General features: G+C 65.3%; 16 protein-coding genes. 7 read left to right on the top strand and 9 right to left on the bottom strand.

Features of this window, described 5'->3' with window-relative positions; translation table 11 throughout:
- The 5 genes from EJ071_RS10365 to EJ071_RS10345 all read left to right on the top strand — a co-directional run bounded on the left by EJ071_RS10365 (position 1) and on the right by EJ071_RS10345 (position 5,337).
- On the top strand, positions 1-1,473 hold the full coding sequence (locus EJ071_RS10365; protein ID WP_126097771.1) for an aldehyde dehydrogenase: 1,473 nt from the start codon (positions 1-3) through the stop codon (positions 1,471-1,473).
- Between the two features lie 66 nt (positions 1,474-1,539).
- Positions 1,540-2,544: an ABC transporter substrate-binding protein gene (locus EJ071_RS10360; protein WP_126097770.1), complete on the top strand. Its 1,005-nt coding sequence runs from the start codon at positions 1,540-1,542 to the stop codon at positions 2,542-2,544.
- 53 nt (positions 2,545-2,597) lie between these two features.
- Complete coding sequence (locus EJ071_RS10355) at positions 2,598-3,458, top strand: ABC transporter permease (protein WP_126097769.1); 861 nt, start codon at positions 2,598-2,600, stop codon at positions 3,456-3,458.
- 2 nt (positions 3,459-3,460) lie between these two features.
- A complete protein-coding gene (locus EJ071_RS10350; protein WP_126097768.1) occupies positions 3,461-4,261 on the top strand; it encodes an ABC transporter permease in 801 nt (266 codons plus the stop codon).
- On the top strand, positions 4,258-5,337 hold the full coding sequence (locus EJ071_RS10345) for an ABC transporter ATP-binding protein (RefSeq protein ID WP_126097767.1): 1,080 nt from the start codon (positions 4,258-4,260) through the stop codon (positions 5,335-5,337). Before EJ071_RS10350 ends, EJ071_RS10345 begins: the two co-directional genes overlap by 4 nt.
- A gap of 26 nt (positions 5,338-5,363) precedes the next feature.
- Here EJ071_RS10345 and EJ071_RS10340 read toward each other — a convergent pair whose 3' ends face one another.
- The 8 genes from EJ071_RS10340 to EJ071_RS10305 all read right to left on the bottom strand — a co-directional run bounded on the left by EJ071_RS10340 (position 5,364) and on the right by EJ071_RS10305 (position 14,196).
- On the bottom strand, positions 5,364-6,152 hold the full coding sequence (locus EJ071_RS10340; RefSeq protein ID WP_245460193.1) for a DeoR/GlpR family DNA-binding transcription regulator: 789 nt from the start codon (positions 6,150-6,152) through the stop codon (positions 5,364-5,366).
- Between the two features lie 173 nt (positions 6,153-6,325).
- Positions 6,326-7,624: an FAD-binding oxidoreductase gene (locus EJ071_RS10335; protein WP_126097766.1), complete on the bottom strand. Its 1,299-nt coding sequence runs from the start codon at positions 7,622-7,624 to the stop codon at positions 6,326-6,328.
- A 2-nt stretch (positions 7,625-7,626) separates the two neighbouring features.
- Positions 7,627-9,003 carry a glutamine synthetase family protein gene (locus EJ071_RS10330; RefSeq protein ID WP_126097765.1) on the bottom strand — a complete coding sequence of 459 codons (1,377 nt, stop codon included), beginning with the start codon at positions 9,001-9,003 and terminating at the stop codon, positions 7,627-7,629.
- A 386-nt stretch (positions 9,004-9,389) separates the two neighbouring features.
- Complete coding sequence (locus EJ071_RS10325; protein WP_126097764.1) at positions 9,390-10,151, bottom strand: glucose 1-dehydrogenase; 762 nt, start codon at positions 10,149-10,151, stop codon at positions 9,390-9,392.
- An 11-nt stretch (positions 10,152-10,162) separates the two neighbouring features.
- Positions 10,163-10,975 carry an ABC transporter permease gene (locus tag EJ071_RS10320; protein WP_126097763.1) on the bottom strand — a complete coding sequence of 271 codons (813 nt, stop codon included), beginning with the start codon at positions 10,973-10,975 and terminating at the stop codon, positions 10,163-10,165.
- Positions 10,975-11,868: an ABC transporter permease gene (locus EJ071_RS10315; RefSeq protein WP_189521438.1), complete on the bottom strand. Its 894-nt coding sequence runs from the start codon at positions 11,866-11,868 to the stop codon at positions 10,975-10,977. Before EJ071_RS10315 ends, EJ071_RS10320 begins: the two co-directional genes overlap by 1 nt.
- 47 nt (positions 11,869-11,915) lie before the next feature.
- Complete coding sequence (locus EJ071_RS10310) at positions 11,916-13,079, bottom strand: spermidine/putrescine ABC transporter substrate-binding protein (RefSeq protein WP_126097762.1); 1,164 nt, start codon at positions 13,077-13,079, stop codon at positions 11,916-11,918.
- Complete coding sequence (locus tag EJ071_RS10305; protein ID WP_126097761.1) at positions 13,060-14,196, bottom strand: ABC transporter ATP-binding protein; 1,137 nt, start codon at positions 14,194-14,196, stop codon at positions 13,060-13,062. The genes EJ071_RS10310 and EJ071_RS10305 overlap by 20 nt, the downstream gene beginning before the upstream one ends.
- A 118-nt stretch (positions 14,197-14,314) precedes the next feature.
- On the opposite strand from EJ071_RS10305, the gene EJ071_RS10300 reads away from it, so the two are divergent.
- Positions 14,315-15,127 (top strand): LuxR C-terminal-related transcriptional regulator, encoded by an 813-nt coding sequence (locus tag EJ071_RS10300; RefSeq protein ID WP_245460192.1) that lies wholly within the window; start codon positions 14,315-14,317, stop codon positions 15,125-15,127.
- On the opposite strand, the gene EJ071_RS10295 is transcribed toward EJ071_RS10300, so the two are convergent.
- Positions 15,105-15,758 (bottom strand): GntR family transcriptional regulator, encoded by a 654-nt coding sequence (locus EJ071_RS10295; RefSeq protein WP_189521534.1) that lies wholly within the window; start codon positions 15,756-15,758, stop codon positions 15,105-15,107. The two genes, EJ071_RS10300 and EJ071_RS10295, sit on opposite strands and share 23 nt — an antisense overlap.
- Positions 15,759-16,093: 335 nt before the next feature.
- Here EJ071_RS10295 and EJ071_RS10290 point away from each other — a divergent pair, with 335 nt between their 5' ends.
- Positions 16,094-17,221 carry a BMP family ABC transporter substrate-binding protein gene (locus tag EJ071_RS10290; protein WP_126097759.1) on the top strand — a complete coding sequence of 376 codons (1,128 nt, stop codon included), beginning with the start codon at positions 16,094-16,096 and terminating at the stop codon, positions 17,219-17,221.
- Positions 17,222-17,308: the final 87 nt, after the last annotated feature.

Below are 17,308 nucleotides of genomic sequence, written 5' to 3'. Positions count from 1 at the left end.
ATGACCGACGCTCTTTTCAGGAACTTCATCGACGGCCGCTTCGACGAGCCGTCCGCCACCTTCGACAGCGTCGACCCCTCGACCGGCGCGCCGTGGGCGAAGATGCCGGCGGCGAGCGAAGCCGACGTCGACCGCGCCGTCGGGGCGGCGCACCGCGCGTTGCGCTCGGGGCCGTGGCGGACGACGACGGCGAGTGCGCGTGGAAAACTGCTGGTCAGGCTTGGCGACCTCGTCGCCGCCAATGCCGGCCGCCTGGCCGAGCTGGAGACGCGCGACACCGGCAAGATCATCCGCGAGACCCGCGCCCAGATCGCCTATGTCGGCGACTACTACCGCTACTATGGCGGGCTCGCCGACAAGCACGAAGGCGCGCATGTGCCGATCGACAAGGCGGATCTCGACGTCACCATCCGCCGCGAGCCGATCGGCGTCGTCGCCGCGGTGGTGCCGTGGAACTCGCAGCTCTTCCTCTCGGCCGTCAAGCTCGGTCCGGCGCTGGCCGCCGGCTGCACGGTCGTGCTCAAGGCATCCGAGGACGGCCCGGCGCCGCTGCTCGCCTTTGCCGAGTTGGTCCACGAAGCTGGGTTTCCGGCCGGCACCGTCAACATCCTCACCGGCTTCGGCCAGGATTGCGGACGGCGCCTGACCAGCCATCCGCTGGTCTCGCGCGTCGCCTTCACCGGCGGCCCGTCGACGGCGCGCACCATCGTCAGGAACACGGCGGAGAACCTCGCCTACACCACGCTGGAGCTCGGCGGCAAAAGCCCGGTCGTCGTCTTCGCCGACGCCGATCTCGAAAGCGCCGCCAATGCGGTCGTCGCCGGCATCTTCGCCGCGACGGGGCAGAGCTGCGTCGCCGGTTCGCGCCTGCTGATCGAACGGCCGGTGAGGCAAGAATTCCTCGGCCGGCTGAAGCGCAAAGCCGAAGCGATCCGCATCGGCGACCCGCAGGATCCGGCTACCGAGATGGGGCCTTTAGCCACGCTGCGCCAACGCGACCGGATCGAGACCATCGTCGCCGAAAGCCTCGCCGCCGGCGGCACGCTGGTCACCGGCGGCAAGCGCCCCGACATCGGCGACGGCTTCTACTACGCGCCGACCATCATCGACGCCGGCAACATCAACCTGCCCTGCGTGCGCGAGGAACTGTTCGGCCCGGTGCTCAGCGTGCTTGCCTTCGACAGCGAGGCCGAGGCACTGGCTTTAGCCAACGACACGCCCTTCGGCCTGGCCTCCGGCGTCTTCACCTCAAATCTCGGTAAGGCGCACCGCATGGCGCGCGACATCCATGCCGGCGTCGTCTGGGTCAACACCTACCGCGCCGTGTCGCCGCTCGTCCCCTTCGGCGGCTACGGCCTGTCCGGTCTCGGCCGCGAGGGCGGGCTCGACGCCATCCGCGACTACACGCGCTCGAAATCGGTCTGGATCAAGACCTCGGACGAGCCGATCCCCGATCCCTTCGTCATGCGCTGAGAACGGCATGACGAAGGTGCACTGACAAGAACAAGAAACGGAACACAGAAATCAGAGGAGAATGACATGAAACTGATCTTAGCCGGCGTCCTGGCCGGATTGCTTTCGGCGACCGCCGCCAAGGCCGATGAAATGGTGTTCACCAGTTGGGGCGGCACCACGCAGGAAGCGCAGACCAAGTCCTGGGCCGAGCCGTTCGCGGCCGGTTCGGGCATCAAGGTGCTGCAGGACGGCCCGACCGACTACGGCAAGCTGAAGGCCATGGTCGACGCCAAGAACGTCACCTGGGACGTGGTCGACGTGGAGATGGACTTCGCCATCAAGGCCGCCAAGGACGGACTGCTGGAGCCGATCGACTTCGCCGTCGTGCCCAAGGCCGATCTCGATCCGCGCTTCAGCAACGAGAACGCCGTCGGCAGCTTCTATTATTCCTTCGTGCTGGCCTGGAACAAGAGCGCGGTCTCGGGCGAGCCGACCAGCTGGGCCGACATGTTCGACACCAAGAAATTTCCCGGCAAACGGACCTTCTACAAATGGTCGGCACCTGGCGTGATCGAGATCGCATTGCTCGCCGACGGCGTGCCGGCGGACAAGCTCTATCCGCTCGACCTCGACCGCGCCTTCAAGAAGCTCGACACGATCAAGTCGGACATCGTCTGGTGGGGCGGCGGCGCGGAGTCGCAGCAGCTGATCGCTTCGGGCGAAGCCGCCTTCGGCCAGCTCTGGAACGGCCGTGTCTTCGCGCTGGAGAAGGACGGCGCCGATGTCGGCGTCTCGTGGAACCAGAACCTCACCGCCGCCGACGTCCTCGTCGTGCCGAAAGGCGCCAAGAACAAGGACAGCGCGATGAAGTTTCTCGCCACTGCCACCAGTCCGACCGGCCAGGCGAAATTCGCCGAGGCTAGCGGCTACGCGCCGATCAACACCAAAGCCAAGGCCGAGATGGCCGCCGACGTGGTCAAGGGCCTGCCCGACGCCCATGTCGACGGCCAGATCAACCTCGACATGAACTACTGGGCCGAGCATCGCGACGAGATCGCCACGCGCTGGTACGCCTGGCAGACCAAGTAGCCCCACGACGGGAGCGGGGCGCGGCAACGCGCCCCGTTTGAAAGGGACGTCCCATGACGGCGAATGCTTTCAGACGCCAGTCCTTCGCCGGCCTGCCGGCCGGCAGCGGCGGCGCCTTGCCGGCGCTGACCCTGGTCGGCCTATTCTTCATCGTGCCGGTGGTCGCGCTTCTCCTGCGCAGCGTCACCGATCCCGAGCCCGGCCTGCAGAACTACGCCGCGCTGTTCGGCAGCGGCACCTATGCGCGCGTGTTCCTCAACACTTTCCTGGTCGCTGCCGTCGTCACCGCCGTCACCATCGTAGTGGCATTTCCGGTTGCCTGGATGCTGGCGATCATGCCGCCGGCGCTCGGCTCGATCGTCTTCGGCGTCATCATCCTGTCGATGTGGACCAACCTTCTCACCCGCACCTATGCCTGGATGGTGCTTTTGCAGCGCACCGGGGTGATCAACCGTGCGCTGATGGGGCTCGGCGTCATTCACGAGCCGCTGCCACTCATCAACAACCTGACCGGCGTGACCATCGGCATGGTCTACATCATGCTGCCCTTCATGATCCTGCCGCTGGTCGGCACGCTGCGCGCCATCGATCCGATGACGCTGCGCGCCGCCGCCCTTTGTGGCGCAAGCCCGTTCGAAGCCTTCCGCCGCATCCTGCTGCCGCTGTCGCTGCCCGGCATCGCCGCCGGCGGGCTGATGGTGTTCGTCATGTCGCTCGGCTATTTCGTGACGCCCGCGCTGCTCGGCGGCACATCCAACATGATGCTCGCCGAGATGATCGCCCAGACGGTGCAATCGCTGCTCAACTGGGGGCTCGGAAGTGCCGCCGCCTTCGTGCTGCTCGCTGTCACCATGGCGCTCTACGCGATCCAGCTGCGCATGGTCGGTGCCAAACGCCTCGCCGGAGGCGTCTGACGATGCTGCTCGACTACGATCGCCTTGGATGGCTCCGCGCGGCACTTGCCGGCTTCACCGCGCTGGTCGCCGCTTTCCTTCTGCTGCCGGTGGTCTTCATCGTCTTGCTGTCGTTCGGCTCGTCGCGCTGGCTGGCCTTCCCGCCGCCCGGCTGGACGCTGAAATGGTATCAGGAACTGCTGGCCGATCCGACCTGGATCGACGCGGCTTTGACCAGCGCGCGCATCGCCGCGATGGCCGCCATACTTGCCGTGCTGATCGGCCTGCTTGCTTCCTTCAGCCTGGTCAGGGGCGAATTTCGCGGGCGGCAATTGCTGCGCGGGTTGCTGCTCACGCCGATGGTGCTGCCGGTGGTGGTTTTCGCCATTGCCATCTACGCCTTCTTCCTGCGCATCGGGCTCGCCGGCACCACGATAGGCTTCGTCGTCGCCCACACCATCCTGGCGCTGCCCTTCGCCATCATCCCGATCGCCACCGCGCTCGAGGGTTTCGACAAATCCATCGAGGACGCGGCGATCGTCTGCGGCGCGAGTCCGCTGCAGGCGAGGCTCAGGATCACCCTGCCCTCGATCCGCATCGGCATCTTCTCGGCGGCGATCTTTTCCTTCCTTGCCTCCTGGGACGAGGTGGTGGTGGCAATCTTCATGGCGAGCCCGACCCTGCAGACCCTGCCGGTGAAGATCTGGGGCAGCCTGCGCGCCGACTTGAGCCCGGTCGTCGCCGCCGCCTCCAGCCTGCTCGTCGGGCTCACTTTGTGCCTGATGATCGTGACCGCACTCCTTCGCAGAAAACTCTCCAGATGACCCGGCCATTCCTGTCCATTCGCGCGGTGAGAAAGACGTTCGGCGCCTTCGTCGCCGTCCATGACGTCACCATCGATGTGCCCAAGGGCGAATTCCTGACCTTTCTCGGACCGTCCGGCTCCGGCAAGTCGACGACGCTCTATGCGATCGCCGGGTTCCAGGACCCGACATCCGGCGACGTGCTTTTGGAAGACAAGTCGCTGCTTGCCGTGCCGTCGCACAAGCGCAACATCGGCATGGTGTTCCAGCGCTACACGCTGTTCCCGCATCTGAGCGTCGCCGAGAACGTCGCCTTTCCGCTGCGCGTGCGCGGGCGGCCGGATGCCGAGGTGAAGCGCAAGGTAGCCGACATGCTGGCGCTGGTGCGCCTGGAAAAGTTTGCCGACCGCTATCCGGGCGCGCTGTCGGGCGGCCAGCAGCAGCGCGTCGCGCTTGCCCGCGCGCTGGCCTACGACCCGCCGATCCTGTTGATGGACGAGCCGCTGTCGGCCCTCGACAAGAAGCTGCGCCAGGAAATCCAGGCCGAGATCCGCCGCATCCACCGCGAGACGGGCGTCACCGTTCTTTATGTCACGCACGACCAGGAAGAGGCGCTGCACCTCTCCGACCGCATCGCGCTGTTCAAGGAAGGACGCATCGAGCAGATCGGCACCGGCGAGGACCTTTATCTGAGGCCAGCGAGCGAGTTCGTCGCCGGCTTCATCGGCAACTCCAACTTCCTGCCGGCGGAGCATCTGGAGACTGAGAGCGGCGCAGCAACGGTGCGGCTTGCCGACGGCTCGGTCGTCACGGGCGTGAAGACCACGCAAGCCCTGGATCGCGGCCAGAAGGCCAGGCTGATGGTGCGCCCCGAAGCCTTCCGCCTCACCGCCGCTCCAGGAAATGCAGCACTCGCCGTGGAGATCGTCGACGCAGCCTTCTTCGGCGACCGCCGGCGCGTCGTGGCCCGCACCGCGTCGGGCGACGAGATCGACGTCAGGCCGACCTCGGACGCGGCGGAGCCGGACGACGCAAATGGCGCTTCGAGCCGGCAAATCTTCTTCGATCCCGCGTCGGCCTTCCTGTTTCCGGTCTGACGGCCAGCTATCCGGCGGCAGCTCTATCAGCCGGCGGCGAAGACGTGCAGTTCCGCGCCCGCTTCGTCGATCGCGGCGCGAAGCTCTGCCGCCGGCTCGCTGTCGGTGACGACGTCGGAGATATCGCCCAAAGCGCAGACGCGTTCCAGGCTGTTGCGGCCGAACTTGTCGTTGGTGACGACCAGCATCGTCGACAGCGACCGCGCCATCATCGCCCGCTTCACCGCCGCGGCGCCTGAGACCATGTCGCTCGGCCCTTCGGCATTGACGGCCGATGCGCCGATGATGGCGACGTCGGCATTGTAGCGGCGCACGAATTCGACGGTGTCCTCGCCGAGCACGCTGGCTTCGCGGTGGTCATAGGTGCCGGGGCAAAGGATGACCCGAAAACTCGGATTGGCACCCGCAACCGACGCGATGCCGATCGAGTTGGTGATGACCGTTAGATCCCGTCTTAGCTGGGAAAAGCTGCGCGCAACCTCATAGGTCGTCGATCCGCCGTCGATCATCACGATGCGCCCGTTCTCGATCAGGCCGGCGGCGCCCCGCCCGATGCGGGCGCGCTCCTCGATCATGGTGAGGCCGCGGTCGGTGATCGCCGGCTCCGACGTCATCAGCGAGATCGTGGCGCCGCCATAGGTGCGGTTGATCAGCCCCGCCTCGCCGAGCTCGATCAGGTCGCGGCGGATGGTCTCGCCAGCGACGCCGATGCGGCGGGCGAGCTTGGAGACGCGGATCGATGCCGAGCGCCTGACTTCCGACAGGATCAGCTCGTGTCGCTCCTTCTTCGTCAGCCGGCCCGGCTCGATGTTCATCCTCTTCCTTACCCGGATTTCGTCCCCGGCGCCTGGACACTAGAGCATGTCTCCCGAAAGTGGGAACCGGTTTCGGGACAAAGACATGCGTAAAATCAAAAACCTAAAGCGCACGGAGCGAATCTGAAAGATCGCGACGCGCTTTAGCCGCGCCGGGGACCGGAAAGCCAGTATCAATGTCTCAGACGGTCGCGCATGGCATACCACAGCATGCCGAGCACGTAGAGCGGTCCGCGCAGCGCCGTGCCGCCCGGGAACGGCAGCGGCGTCAGCGTCGAGAACAGGTCGAGCCGCGCGGCGTCGCCCGTGATCGCTTCCGCCAGCAGCTTGCCCGACAGCGTCGACAGGATGACGCCCTTGCCGGAATAGCCATGCGCGAAATAGACCTCGCCGTAATGCCCGACATGCGGCAGGCGCGACGTCGTCACCGACACCAGCCCGCCCCACGCGTGATCGATCCGGCAGCCTCTGAGTTGCGGGAAGGTCTTTTCCATATGCGGCCGCACGAAGCCGGCGATGTCGGCCGGCGGCGAAGGCGTGTAGCGCTCGCCGCCTCCGAACAGCAGGCGGCCGTCAGCCGACAGGCGGTAGTAGTTGACGACGAAAAGCGTGTCGGAAACCGCGACATTGGAAGGGATGACGTTGCGCTCGCCCAAAGGCTCGGTGGCGACGATGTAGTTGCCGATCGGCATGATGCGGCTGTTGACGCGCGGCTCGAGCCCCTGGAGCAGCGCATCGCCGGCCAGCACGACATGTTTGGCGCGAACCGAACCCTTGTCCGTGAACACCCGAATGGACGGCTCGCGCTCCAGCCGCACCGCGACCGAGTTCTCGTAGATGGCAACACCCGCGGCGGAAGTCGCGCGCGCGAGCCCGAGTGTGTAGTTCAGCGGATGCATGTGGCCGCCGAGCCTCTCGAAGACCGCGCCCTGGTAGGGTGTATCTACCATCTGCCGCGCCTGCGCCGCCGAGAGGATCTCGACATCGGCAAAGTTCATCACCTTGGCGAGGCACTCGGCTTCCTCCTCGAAGTCGCGCATATCCGAGCCGTTGACGGCGCCGACCAAGTGGCCAGTCAGGCGAAGGTCACACTCGATGCCATGGCGCTCGATGATGTCGAGCACCAACCCGCGCGCCTCGAAGGCGAGGTCGAACAGCGCCTTCGCCCGTTCGCGCCCAAATGCCTTGACCAGCCCCTTGGCGCCTTTGCGCAGGCCGGGGATCATCTGGCCGCCGTTGCGCCCGGAGGCGCCCCAGCCGATCTTGCCACCCTCCAGCAGCACCACCTTCAGACCGCGCTCGGCCGCATGAAGCGCAGCCGACAGGCCGGTGCAGCCGCCGCCGACGACCACCAGGTCGGCTTCGACGTCACGAACGAGCGCCGGATGGTCCGGCGCCGGATTGGCGGTGGCGACATAGTAGGATTTGCCGATATCGAGACCGGAATTGAAACCAGTTGAACGGGAAGCCACGGTCACACCTTGAGCAGCAGATGGTCGCGTTCCCACGACGTCACCACGGTCTGGAACAGGTCGAGCTCGACACTTTTGACGCGCAGATAGGTCTGGAAGAAATCCTCGCCGAGCAGCGCCCGCACCGGCTCGCAGGCGGCGAAGCGGTCGAGCGCTTCCTCCATGGTCTTCGGCAGCGTGCTTTGGCTGCGATAGGCATTGCCGAAAGCTTCCGCCGAGCGGGCGAGCTTCTCCTCGATGCCGAGATAGCCGGCGATCAGCGAGCCGGCCATGGCGAGATACGGATTGGCATCGGCGCCGGGCAGCCGGTTCTCCACCCGCCGCGCGGCGCGCCCGCCCATCGGCACCCGCAGGCCGCAGGAGCGGTTGTCGTGCGACCATTCGATATTGGCCGGCGCGCTGTGACCCGGCCGGATGCGACGATACGAGTTCACATTGGGCGCGAACAGCGGCATCACTTCGGGGATGTATTTCTGCAGGCCGCCGATGAACTGCGCGAACATCTCGCTGTCGGTGCCATCTTTGCCGGCAAACAAGGGCTCGCCCTTCTCGTCGACGATCGACATGTGCAGATGCATCGAGCTGCCGGCCTGCGCCGCGATCGGCTTGGCCATGAAGGTGGCATGCAGGCCGCTCGCCTGCGCCGCCTGCCTCGTCAGGCGCTTGAACAGCAGCACCTTGTCGGCCAGCGCCAGCGGATCGCCATGCAGGAAATTGATCTCGAGCTGCGCCGTGCCGGATTCGTGGATCAGCGTGTCGAGCGGCAGGCCGGCGGCGGCCGAATGCGCGTAGATGCGCTGTATGACCGGTTCGAATTCTTCCAGCGCCTGCATGTCGTAGGGATGCTGCACGCTTTCCGGCCGGCCGTTGCGCCCGACCGGCGCGGTCAGCGGCCGGTCCGGATCGGGGTTTGGCGCCGTGACATAGAATTCGAGCTCGGGCGCCATCACTGCGCGCCAGCCGCGCCGGCGGTAGAGGTCGAGCACCGCCCTCAGCACATGGCGCGGCGAAGCCATCCATGGCCGGTCGTCCATATGGAATGTGTCGGCAAAGACATAGGCTCTGCCGGCGCCGCCGCCTGGCGCAAGGCAGAGCGTCGAAAGGTCGGGCACCATCCGCATGTCGGGGTCCTGATAGGCGAACCCTTCGTCGATGGAGCCGGAATAGCGGCCGTCGATGGCGACCAGGAAGGCGCTGCTCGGCAAGTAAAGCGCCCGGTCCTCGAGTGACTTGAAGAACTTCGCCGCCGGCAAGGCCTTGCCGCGCAGCACGCCGTTCACGTCGGGCACGAGGCACTCGACCTCGTTTATCCCACGCGTTGTCAGCCAGCTTTGCGGATCGGCGCTGCTGGAGAGGGGAAAGTATTGTTTGTCAGGCATCGGTCATGTCCGTACGAAGGAGAAATCGCTTCGGCGGGCACGTCCGTTGGGTTTTGAGCGTTAAATAAGCTGCGCTATCTGAATGACGGACGCCCGCCTGGTGGCCGGCCGAGAGGCCGGATCGAGCGTCCTGCTACTCCCTCGGTCCAGCCGTCACGGACGACATGCGAGCCGACCTTGGTCTCCTCCGCGCGTTGCAGGTTCTCGTGCCGGCAGCAGCGCATGATCAGTGGCACCCCGCTCGCGCAAATGAAACACCGCCGGCAGAAATCGAATGCCTTTCGCGATATCGCTGTTTTGCGGCTTGCATGACGGGTCTCATCAAGGTGGAGCCTATGGTTTGACCGATCCTGGCTGTCGGCGCAAGTCCGCTCTGTTGGAACAGCTCAGCCTATGCTCTCGCCGCCATCGACGACCAGCGCCTGGCCGGTCATGAAGGACGAACGGTCGGAAACGAGGAACAGAATGGCTTCGGCGATCTCCTCCGCGCTCGCCCAGCGCCCCATCGGAATCTTGGTCCGGACATAGTTTTCGATCGCATCGCGTCCGCCCATCTGGGCGATGAACGGCTCGTTGAACGGGGTGTCGACCCAGCCCGGACAAAGCGCGTTGATGCGCACGTTGTGTTTGGCATAGTCGAGCGACATCTGCCTGGTCATTGCCACCACGGCGTGCTTGGACGTGGCGTAGGCGATCATCTCGCGGTCGTAGAACACGCCGGAATTGGAGGCGGTGTTCAGGATGACGCCGCCGCCCTGCGCGATCATTGCTGGCATCACCGCCTTGGCCGCGAGGAACTGCGCCCGCACATTGATCCGCCACGAAGCGTCCATGCCGTCGGTGCTGACTTCGGTAAGCGTGCCGCCGACCTGGATGCCGGCATGGCTGTGCAGGATATCGATCCGACCATGCTTGCCGAGCGTTCCCGCGATCAGCTCTTCGACCGCGGTGTCGTTGCCGACATCGGTGGCGACCGCCTCGGCGTGGCCACCGGCTTCACGGATATCCGACGCCGTGGCTTCGCCGGCCGCCGGATCCCGGTCGGCGATCATCACGACCGCCCCTTCTCTTGCCATGATCATGGCGCCGGCGCGCCCGATGCCCGACCCGGCGCCCGTCACCACGGCGATGCGATCTTTCAAAATCATGGACTTGTCTTTCAAGGCGATGGTTTTCGTCGGCCGAGCTGCCATTGCGCGAGCAGGACGAGCAGAACCGAGGCGGCGAGCACGATCGTCGCGACGGCGTTGATTTCCGGCGTCACGCCGCGGCGAATGGAGGCAAAGACATAGATCGGCAACGTCGTCTGCGCGCCGGCGACGAAGAAGGCGATGATGAAATCGTCGAAGGAGAAGGTGAAGGCGAGCAGGAAGCCGGCGACCACCGCCGGCATAATCTGCGGCAGCACGATCGAGCGGAACGTCGTCAGCGGCGTGGCGTAGAGATCGCTCGAGGCCTCGACCAGATTGCGGTCGAGGCTGCTGAGCCGCGTGCCGACGATCATCGTCACCAGCGCCATCGAGAACAGGCCGTGCGCGGCGATGATCGAGCCGTAGCCGAGCGCCAGGCGCGGCGGCTGGTCGGTCGGCCAGAGCGAAGCGAGGAACGGATTGACGACGGCAAAAAGCTGCACCAGCGCCACCAGCGTCGAGATGCCGATGACCACGCCCGGCACGACGATCGCGGCGCCCAGCAGCGCATCGAAGAGCGCCCGCGTCCGCGCGCCGACCCGCTGCAGACCGAGCGCCGCGGCGGTGCCGCAGAAGGCCGCAAGCAGCGCGCTGGTGGTGGCGATGAACAGGCTGTTCTTCAGCGCCTCGACCAGGAACGGGTTCGACAGCGCCTTGCCGTACCATTGCGCCGAGAAGCCGGTGAACTCGCTGGCATGGTGGCCGGCATTGAAGGAGAACAGCACGACCAGCGCGATCGGCAGATAGAGGAAGGCAAAGACGGCGACGACGAAAGCGCGCATCAGATCAGGTCCACGCGGCGTGCACCCGAAAGCCGGGTCGAGATGCGGTTGGCGACGATCAGCACCACCACCGAGACCAGCACCAGCGTGATGGCGATCGCCGATCCGAACGGCCAGTTGCGCGACTGCAGGAAGAGGTCGACCAGCGCGTTGCCGATGAAGAACACCTTGCCGCCGCCGAGCAGCGTCGGGATCAGATATTCGCCGAGCAAGAGGATCATCACCAGCGAGAAGCCGGTCATCACGCCGGGCAGCGACAGCCTGAGCGTCACGCCGAGAAAGGTCGACACCGGCGTCGCGCCGAGATCGGCGGAGGCTTCCAGCAGCCGGCGGTCGAGCCGCTCCAGGCTGACATAGATCGGCAGGATCATCAGCGGCAGATAGCCGTAGACGATGCCGAGCAGCACCGCACCCGGCGTGTTGATCAGCCTGAGGTCCTCGATGCCGACATAGGCGAGCAGAGCCGGAATGCCGCGCCCGCCGAGGATGTACATCCAGGCATAGGTGCGCATCAGGAGGCTGGTCCAGAACGGGATGACGATCAGCGCGAGCAGGATCAGCCGCCAGCGCTGCGGCGCGCGCAGCGCCAGATAATAGGCGACGGGATAGGCGACGAGCAGGCAGGCGAGCGCGCCAGCGGGCGCCAGCACCATAGTGTTCCAGAAGGCGGTCGCCCGCGCCGGCAGGTTGGCATATTGCGCGAAGGTCAGCGCCGCCTGATAGCCGCCCTCGGGCGCCCGCTCGCCGACGCTGAAGATGGCGATGGCGACGAAGGGCAGCACCAGGAAGACGACCAGCCACAGCGTGGCCGGAGCGAGCAGCAGCGCCGTCAGGATATTTTTGCGAACGAGACTGCCGCGCATCGAGAAAGCCGGTTCAGAGCCGGCGGACATTCGTCCGCCGGTCTCGTTGTCTGGAGCGGGTTTGTGGCTGGCGCCGGTCAAGCCGACTTGAAGCGCGCCATCAGCTCGGCGCGGCCCGGATCGGTGAGGGTCGCGGCGGCGCCGAATTCGAGCGGCTTCAACAGGTCGGCGGCCGGATAGAGGATCGGATTGTCGAGCACCTCCTTCGGCAGCAGCGCGTTGACGCGGGCATCGGTCGAGGGTGCTCCGTTGGCCAGATGCTCCTTCACCGCCACCTTCGGGTTCATCAGGTAGTTGAGCAGCGCATAGCCGGCAGGCTTGTTCGGCGCATCCTTCGGAATGGCGTAGAAGTCGGTCCAGATCTCGCCGCCTTCCTTGCCGAGCACATAGGCGATCTCGGGGATGTCGCGATGGAGTTGCGCCCCGTCATTGGTCCAGCACATCGTCATCCAGGCATCGCCGGCGCGCATCCCGGGCTGATAGTCGCTCGACACCGCGAAGAGATGCGGCTTGACCTTGAGCAGCAGTTCCTCGGCCTTGGCGAGCTCGTCCTGCTTCAGCGAGTTGAACGAATAGCCGTAATATTTCAGCGCGTTGCCGATCGTGGTGAGCTGGTAGTCATGCACCATGGTGCGGCCGTCGCCTTCGGCCATGGCCGTATCCCAGAACTCCTTCCAGCTCGACATCGGCTTGGCGAGCTTCTTGGTGTTGACGGCGAAGCCGGTCGTGCCCCAGTTCTTCGGCACGGCGTAGATCGTCCCGTCGATCGTGCCTTCCGCCGTGAACCGCGCATCCTCCTGCGAGCCGTCGAAATTGCCGAGCTTGGCCATGTCCAGCGGCTCGATGATGCCGAGCTTCTTGTAGGTCGAGATGGTGTAGTTGGTCGGCACGAACAGGCTCCAGCCCGAGCCGCCGGCCTGCAGCTTGGCCAGCATCTCCTCGTTCGAGCCGAACACATTGACCTCGACGGCGACGCCGGTCTCGGCCTTGAAGTTCTCGAAGGTTGCCGGATCGTGGTAGTTCGGCCAGGTGGCGATCGACATGCGGTCGCCGAGGTTTTCTGCGGCAAAGGCCGGCGTCGGCATGATGCCGAGCTCGCGCGCCATCACCGCGGTCGCGACGCCGAGGCCGGTGAGGCCGAGGAAGTCGCGCCGGCTGATCGAGCCGCGCTTCAGACGCATCAATTGGTCGACGAATTTTTCGGGGCTTATCGGCAGTCCGTCACGATAGGATTTCGACATGTTGGTCTTCCCTCTGGTTGGTCCCGTTGTTCTTGGCCCCCGGAAATGCCAGCGGCGCTCCGGCGGCAAAGCCGATGGCGACGGGTTCGCCCGGCTTGAAAAATTTGCCCTGGCCGATCACGTGGTCGGCCTTGGCGAGCAGCGATCCGATGCCCTGGACCTCGATCGCGTATTCCGCGGTCGAGCCCAGGAAAATCCGGTTGCGGACGATGCCTTGCAGGCTGCCGCTTCCGGGCGCGGAGAGGTTCAGCGATTCCGGCCGCAGGCTCACCGATACCGCTTCGCCCCGGCTGAGCGGCACCCGCTTGCGGGCGGCGATGACCGTACCGTCGGCGAGCGCCACGTCGACGAGCTCGCCCGACAAGCCAGCCACCTTGCCGCTGAGCAGATTGGTCTTGCCGACGAAGTCGGCGACGAAGAGATCAGCCGGCTCGTCATAGATCTCGCTCGGCTGTCCAAGTTGGACGACACGGCCGCCATTCATGACACAGACGAAGTCGCTCATCGACAGCGCTTCCTCCTGGTCGTGGGTAACCAGCACGAAGGTGATGCCGATCTCGCGCTGCAGGTTCTGCAGCTCGATCTGCATGTCGGTGCGCAGCTTCTTGTCGAGCGCCGCCAGCGGCTCGTCGAGAAGCAGCACCGCCGGCTTGTTGACCAGCGCCCGGGCCAGCGCGACGCGCTGCTGCTGGCCGCCGGACAGCTCGTGGATCTTGCGGCGTCCGTAGCCGGCGAGCTGCACCATGGCCAGCGCCTCGCCCGCCTTCAGGCTGATCTCGCGCGACGACAGGCGCGGTCGTGCCTGGCGCAGGCCGTAGGAAATGTTCTCCTCGACATCGAGATGCGGAAACAGCGCGTATTGCTGGAACACCATGTTGACCGGGCGCCGGTAGGGCGGCGTTCCGGCCATGTCGCGGCCGCGGATCAGCACCTGGCCTGCGCTCGGCTGCTCGAAGCCGCCGATCATGCGCAGGCAAGTCGTCTTGCCGCAGCCCGAAGGGCCGAGCAGCGCGACGAAAGCCGAAGGCGGGATGGCGAGGTCGATGCCGCTGACCGCGGTGACGGCGCCATAGCGCTTGGTGACCGCGCGAAACTCGATATCGTGCACTGCAGTCAAGCCACGGGCTCCAGCGACAGCGTGAGGCAATTTCCTGACGCTAGCAGAGCCAATGCCGGCTAGTATATACCTCGCGGGTGGTATATTTAGCCGATTTTATCGTTCAGAGGGGTATGGATTGGCCGCCTCCCGCAGTGACGACTACAACGCTTTAGCCGCCGTCATCGCTGCGACGCGCGAGACCGGCGGCGATCATTTCGGCAAGGCGATCGTCGGCTGGCTGCGCGGACACGTCCGCTTCGACCACTGCGTGATCTTCGGTTATCGCGGTGCTGCGCGGCCGCCACTCTTGTTCGAGACTTTCTCCCCGGCGGAGAGCCACATCTTCGTCGCCCTCTATCAGGAGGGACCCTACCTGCTCGACCCGTTCCATCACGCCGCGGTCAAGCGCAAGGAAGGGTTCTGGCGCATGCGCGAGTTGGCACCGGACCGCTTCTATGCCAGCGAGTACTACCGCTCCTACTACAGCCAGACCCGGCTCGCCGAGGAGGTCGGCTTCTTCGTTCCGCTGGCCGGCAAGGACGCGCTGGTGCTGTCGCTGATGCGGCTGCGCGCCTCGGGACCGTTCGGGACTGCCGATGCCAGGCTGCTGCGCGACATGGCCCCGGCGGTGGTCGGCTTCTGCAAGCTGCGCTGGCCGGCCCTGCCTGCCGACGAGGTTGCGGTCCCGCCGCCGGGCGAAACCGTCGCGACGGCCAACGAATTGGATCGCGCCCATATCTGGAAAAGCCTGTCGCTGACGTCGCGCGAAAAACAGGTCGTCGACCTGGTGCTTCAGGGTCACTCCACGGAATCGATCGCCAGGGCGCTCAGGATCGTGCCCGGCACCGTCAAGGTCCATCGCCGCAACATCTATCGCAAGCTCAAGATCAAGTCGCAGGCCGGCCTGTTCGCGCGCTTCGTCGAGATCATCGACGCGCGGATCGGCTGAGCACGGGGGGCATCGGATCGACGGCCGCGAACACGGCGCTGGCCTCGCTGACGATCGAGACATGATCCCTGGCAGCCTTGCCCGCAGCCGCCGCGTCACCGCGCATGATCGCGGTGACGATCACATCATGCTCCTGCCAGGACTTGGCCAGCCGGCCCGGCAGCATGAACTGCGCGCGCCGGAACGGCGCCAGCCGGCTGCGCGTCGTCACGGTCAGATCGTGGATATGCGTGTTGTGGGCGCCGCGATAAAGCCGGCTGTGGAATTCTGTGTTGAAATACTCGTAGTCCTCCTCGGCGCCGAGCTGCACCAGGCGCGCCGAGGCCTGATGCTCCATCTCCAGTGAGCGCCGCTCGGCACCGGTCATGCGCTCGGCCGAGAAGCGCGCGCAGATTGCCTCCAGCTCGGCCATGCTCTCGAACATCGAGGCGAGGTGTTCCTGCGTGACCACGGCGACGATGGCGCCCCTATTGGGCCGTCTTTCGACCAGCCCCATGGCGCTCAAATGGCCGAGCGCCTCCCGGACGGGCGTGCGCGAGACGTCGAAGCGGGCGGCGAGCGAGCCCTCGTCGAGCCTTTCGCCGGGGCGCAGATAGCCGGTGACGATGCGATCCGCGATCGTCCTCACCATCTGATCCACGGTCGTGCCCGACCTGACCAAGCGCCTTCCCGACACGTCTCCTCCGTCCAGTTTCTTGTATCCGGACCCGCGACGTGGACGGCTCGCGGGTTGATTTCGACTCAGGCTGCACCTCTGTATGCCTAGATTTTGACCCTTATGTCAAATTGATCATTTTTCAGGCATAAAGTGCATGCACTTGCCTTGCCTTTATGCAGGCCTTCTAAAGTTATCTATTGATTTTATTACGGAAAACCTCGTCTTGGAACTGGCATAGCGATTGCATGCACTTTCTTGACAGGAGATCAACCGACCCGTGCCGGGTCCAAGAAAGGGGAGCATTCGATATGACCGAGAGATTCATGCTTAGCCGCCGCGATCTGCTCAAGACCTCCGCCGCCGGAGCGGCGCTGGGCCTTGCCTCGGCAGCCTTTCCGATCCGCGCGGCGCGCGCCGCCGCCGCTACCGTCGGCTTCATCTATGTCGGCCCGAAGGACGACTATGGCTACAACCAGGCGCATGCCGAAGGGGCTGCGTCGCTGAAGGGCATCGAAGGCATTTCCATCGTCGAGGAAGAAAACGTTCCCGAAACGGTCGACGTCCAGAAGACGATGGAATCGATGATCAATCTCGACGGCGCCTCGCTGATCTTCCCGACCTCGTTCGGCTATTTCGATCCGCATATGCTGGCCATGTGCGCCAAGTTCCCCGACGTGCAGTTCCGCCATTGCGGCGGCATGTGGAACAAGGACAAGCACCCGATGAACGCCGGGTCCTATTTCGGCTATATCGGCATGGGCCAGTACCTCAACGGCGTCGTCGCCGGTCACACCACCAAGTCGAAGAAGCTCGGTTTCGTCGCCGCCAAGCCGATCCCGCAGGTTCTGCTCAACATCAATTCCTTCCTGCTGGGCGCGCGCTCGGTCGATCCGGCGATCACCTGCCAGGTGATCTTCACCGGCGAATGGTCGCTGGCGGTCAAGGAGGCCGAGGCCACCAACGCGCTGGTCGACCAGGGCGCCGATGTGATCACCTGCCATGTCGACAGTCCGAAAGTGGTGGTCGAGACGGCGGCCGGACGCGGCGCCTTCATCTGCGGCTATCACGCCAACCAGAGTCCGCTGGCACCCGAAAAATATCTCACGGGCGCAGAGTGGAACTGGGCCAAGGTCTACAAGATGTTCGTCGACGACCTCGTCGCCGGCAAGCCGCTGCCTAATTTCACGCGCGGCGGACTGGCTGACGGCTTCGTCAAGATGAGCCCGCTCGGTCCTGCCGTCGGCGAAGCCGCCCGCAAGCAGTTCGACGGCACGCTGGCCGAAATGATGAAGGGCGGCTTCTCCGTCATCAAGGGCCCGTTGAAGAGCAACAAGGGCGCCGTCGTCGCGACCGAAGGCCAGGCCTTCGTCGAAACCGCCATCGAACTCGAAAGCATGGACTATCTCGTCGAAGGCGTCGTCGGCTCGACGGCCTGAGGCATTGCGTGTCGCCCAAAAGTGCGCAGCGGTTTGGGGATGACGACACGCATCCGAACAAGAGCTTGAAGCACGTGCTTCAGGCGA

The organism is Mesorhizobium sp. M1B.F.Ca.ET.045.04.1.1 (genome assembly GCF_003952465.1).
Classification (GTDB): Bacteria; Pseudomonadota; Alphaproteobacteria; order Rhizobiales; family Rhizobiaceae; genus Mesorhizobium; species Mesorhizobium shonense.
The sequence above is the reverse complement of the archived record's forward strand: the minus strand, read 5'-3'. Positions and strand labels throughout refer to the sequence as shown.

Bases quoted from the DNA above. Each gene is read 5' to 3' on its own strand.
- EJ071_RS10355 (WP_126097769.1), top strand. From the start codon at position 2,598: ATGACGGCGAATGCTTTCAGACGCCAGTCCTTCGCCGGCCTGCCGGCC.
- EJ071_RS10340 (WP_245460193.1), bottom strand. From the start codon at position 6,152: ATGAACATCGAGCCGGGCCGGCTGACGAAGAAGGAGCGACACGAGCTG.
- EJ071_RS10315 (WP_189521438.1), bottom strand. From the start codon at position 11,868: ATGTCCGCCGGCTCTGAACCGGCTTTCTCGATGCGCGGCAGTCTCGTT.
- EJ071_RS10365 (WP_126097771.1), top strand. From the start codon at position 1: ATGACCGACGCTCTTTTCAGGAACTTCATCGACGGCCGCTTCGACGAG.
- EJ071_RS10330 (WP_126097765.1), bottom strand. From the start codon at position 9,003: ATGCCTGACAAACAATACTTTCCCCTCTCCAGCAGCGCCGATCCGCAA.
- EJ071_RS10320 (WP_126097763.1), bottom strand. From the start codon at position 10,975: ATGCGCGCTTTCGTCGTCGCCGTCTTTGCCTTCCTCTATCTGCCGATC.
- EJ071_RS10325 (WP_126097764.1), bottom strand. From the start codon at position 10,151: ATGATTTTGAAAGATCGCATCGCCGTGGTGACGGGCGCCGGGTCGGGC.
- EJ071_RS10360 (WP_126097770.1), top strand. From the start codon at position 1,540: ATGAAACTGATCTTAGCCGGCGTCCTGGCCGGATTGCTTTCGGCGACC.
- EJ071_RS10350 (WP_126097768.1), top strand. From the start codon at position 3,461: ATGCTGCTCGACTACGATCGCCTTGGATGGCTCCGCGCGGCACTTGCC.
- EJ071_RS10345 (WP_126097767.1), top strand. From the start codon at position 4,258: ATGACCCGGCCATTCCTGTCCATTCGCGCGGTGAGAAAGACGTTCGGC.
- EJ071_RS10290 (WP_126097759.1), top strand. From the start codon at position 16,094: ATGACCGAGAGATTCATGCTTAGCCGCCGCGATCTGCTCAAGACCTCC.
- EJ071_RS10310 (WP_126097762.1), bottom strand. From the start codon at position 13,079: ATGTCGAAATCCTATCGTGACGGACTGCCGATAAGCCCCGAAAAATTC.
- EJ071_RS10295 (WP_189521534.1), bottom strand. From the start codon at position 15,758: ATGGTGAGGACGATCGCGGATCGCATCGTCACCGGCTATCTGCGCCCC.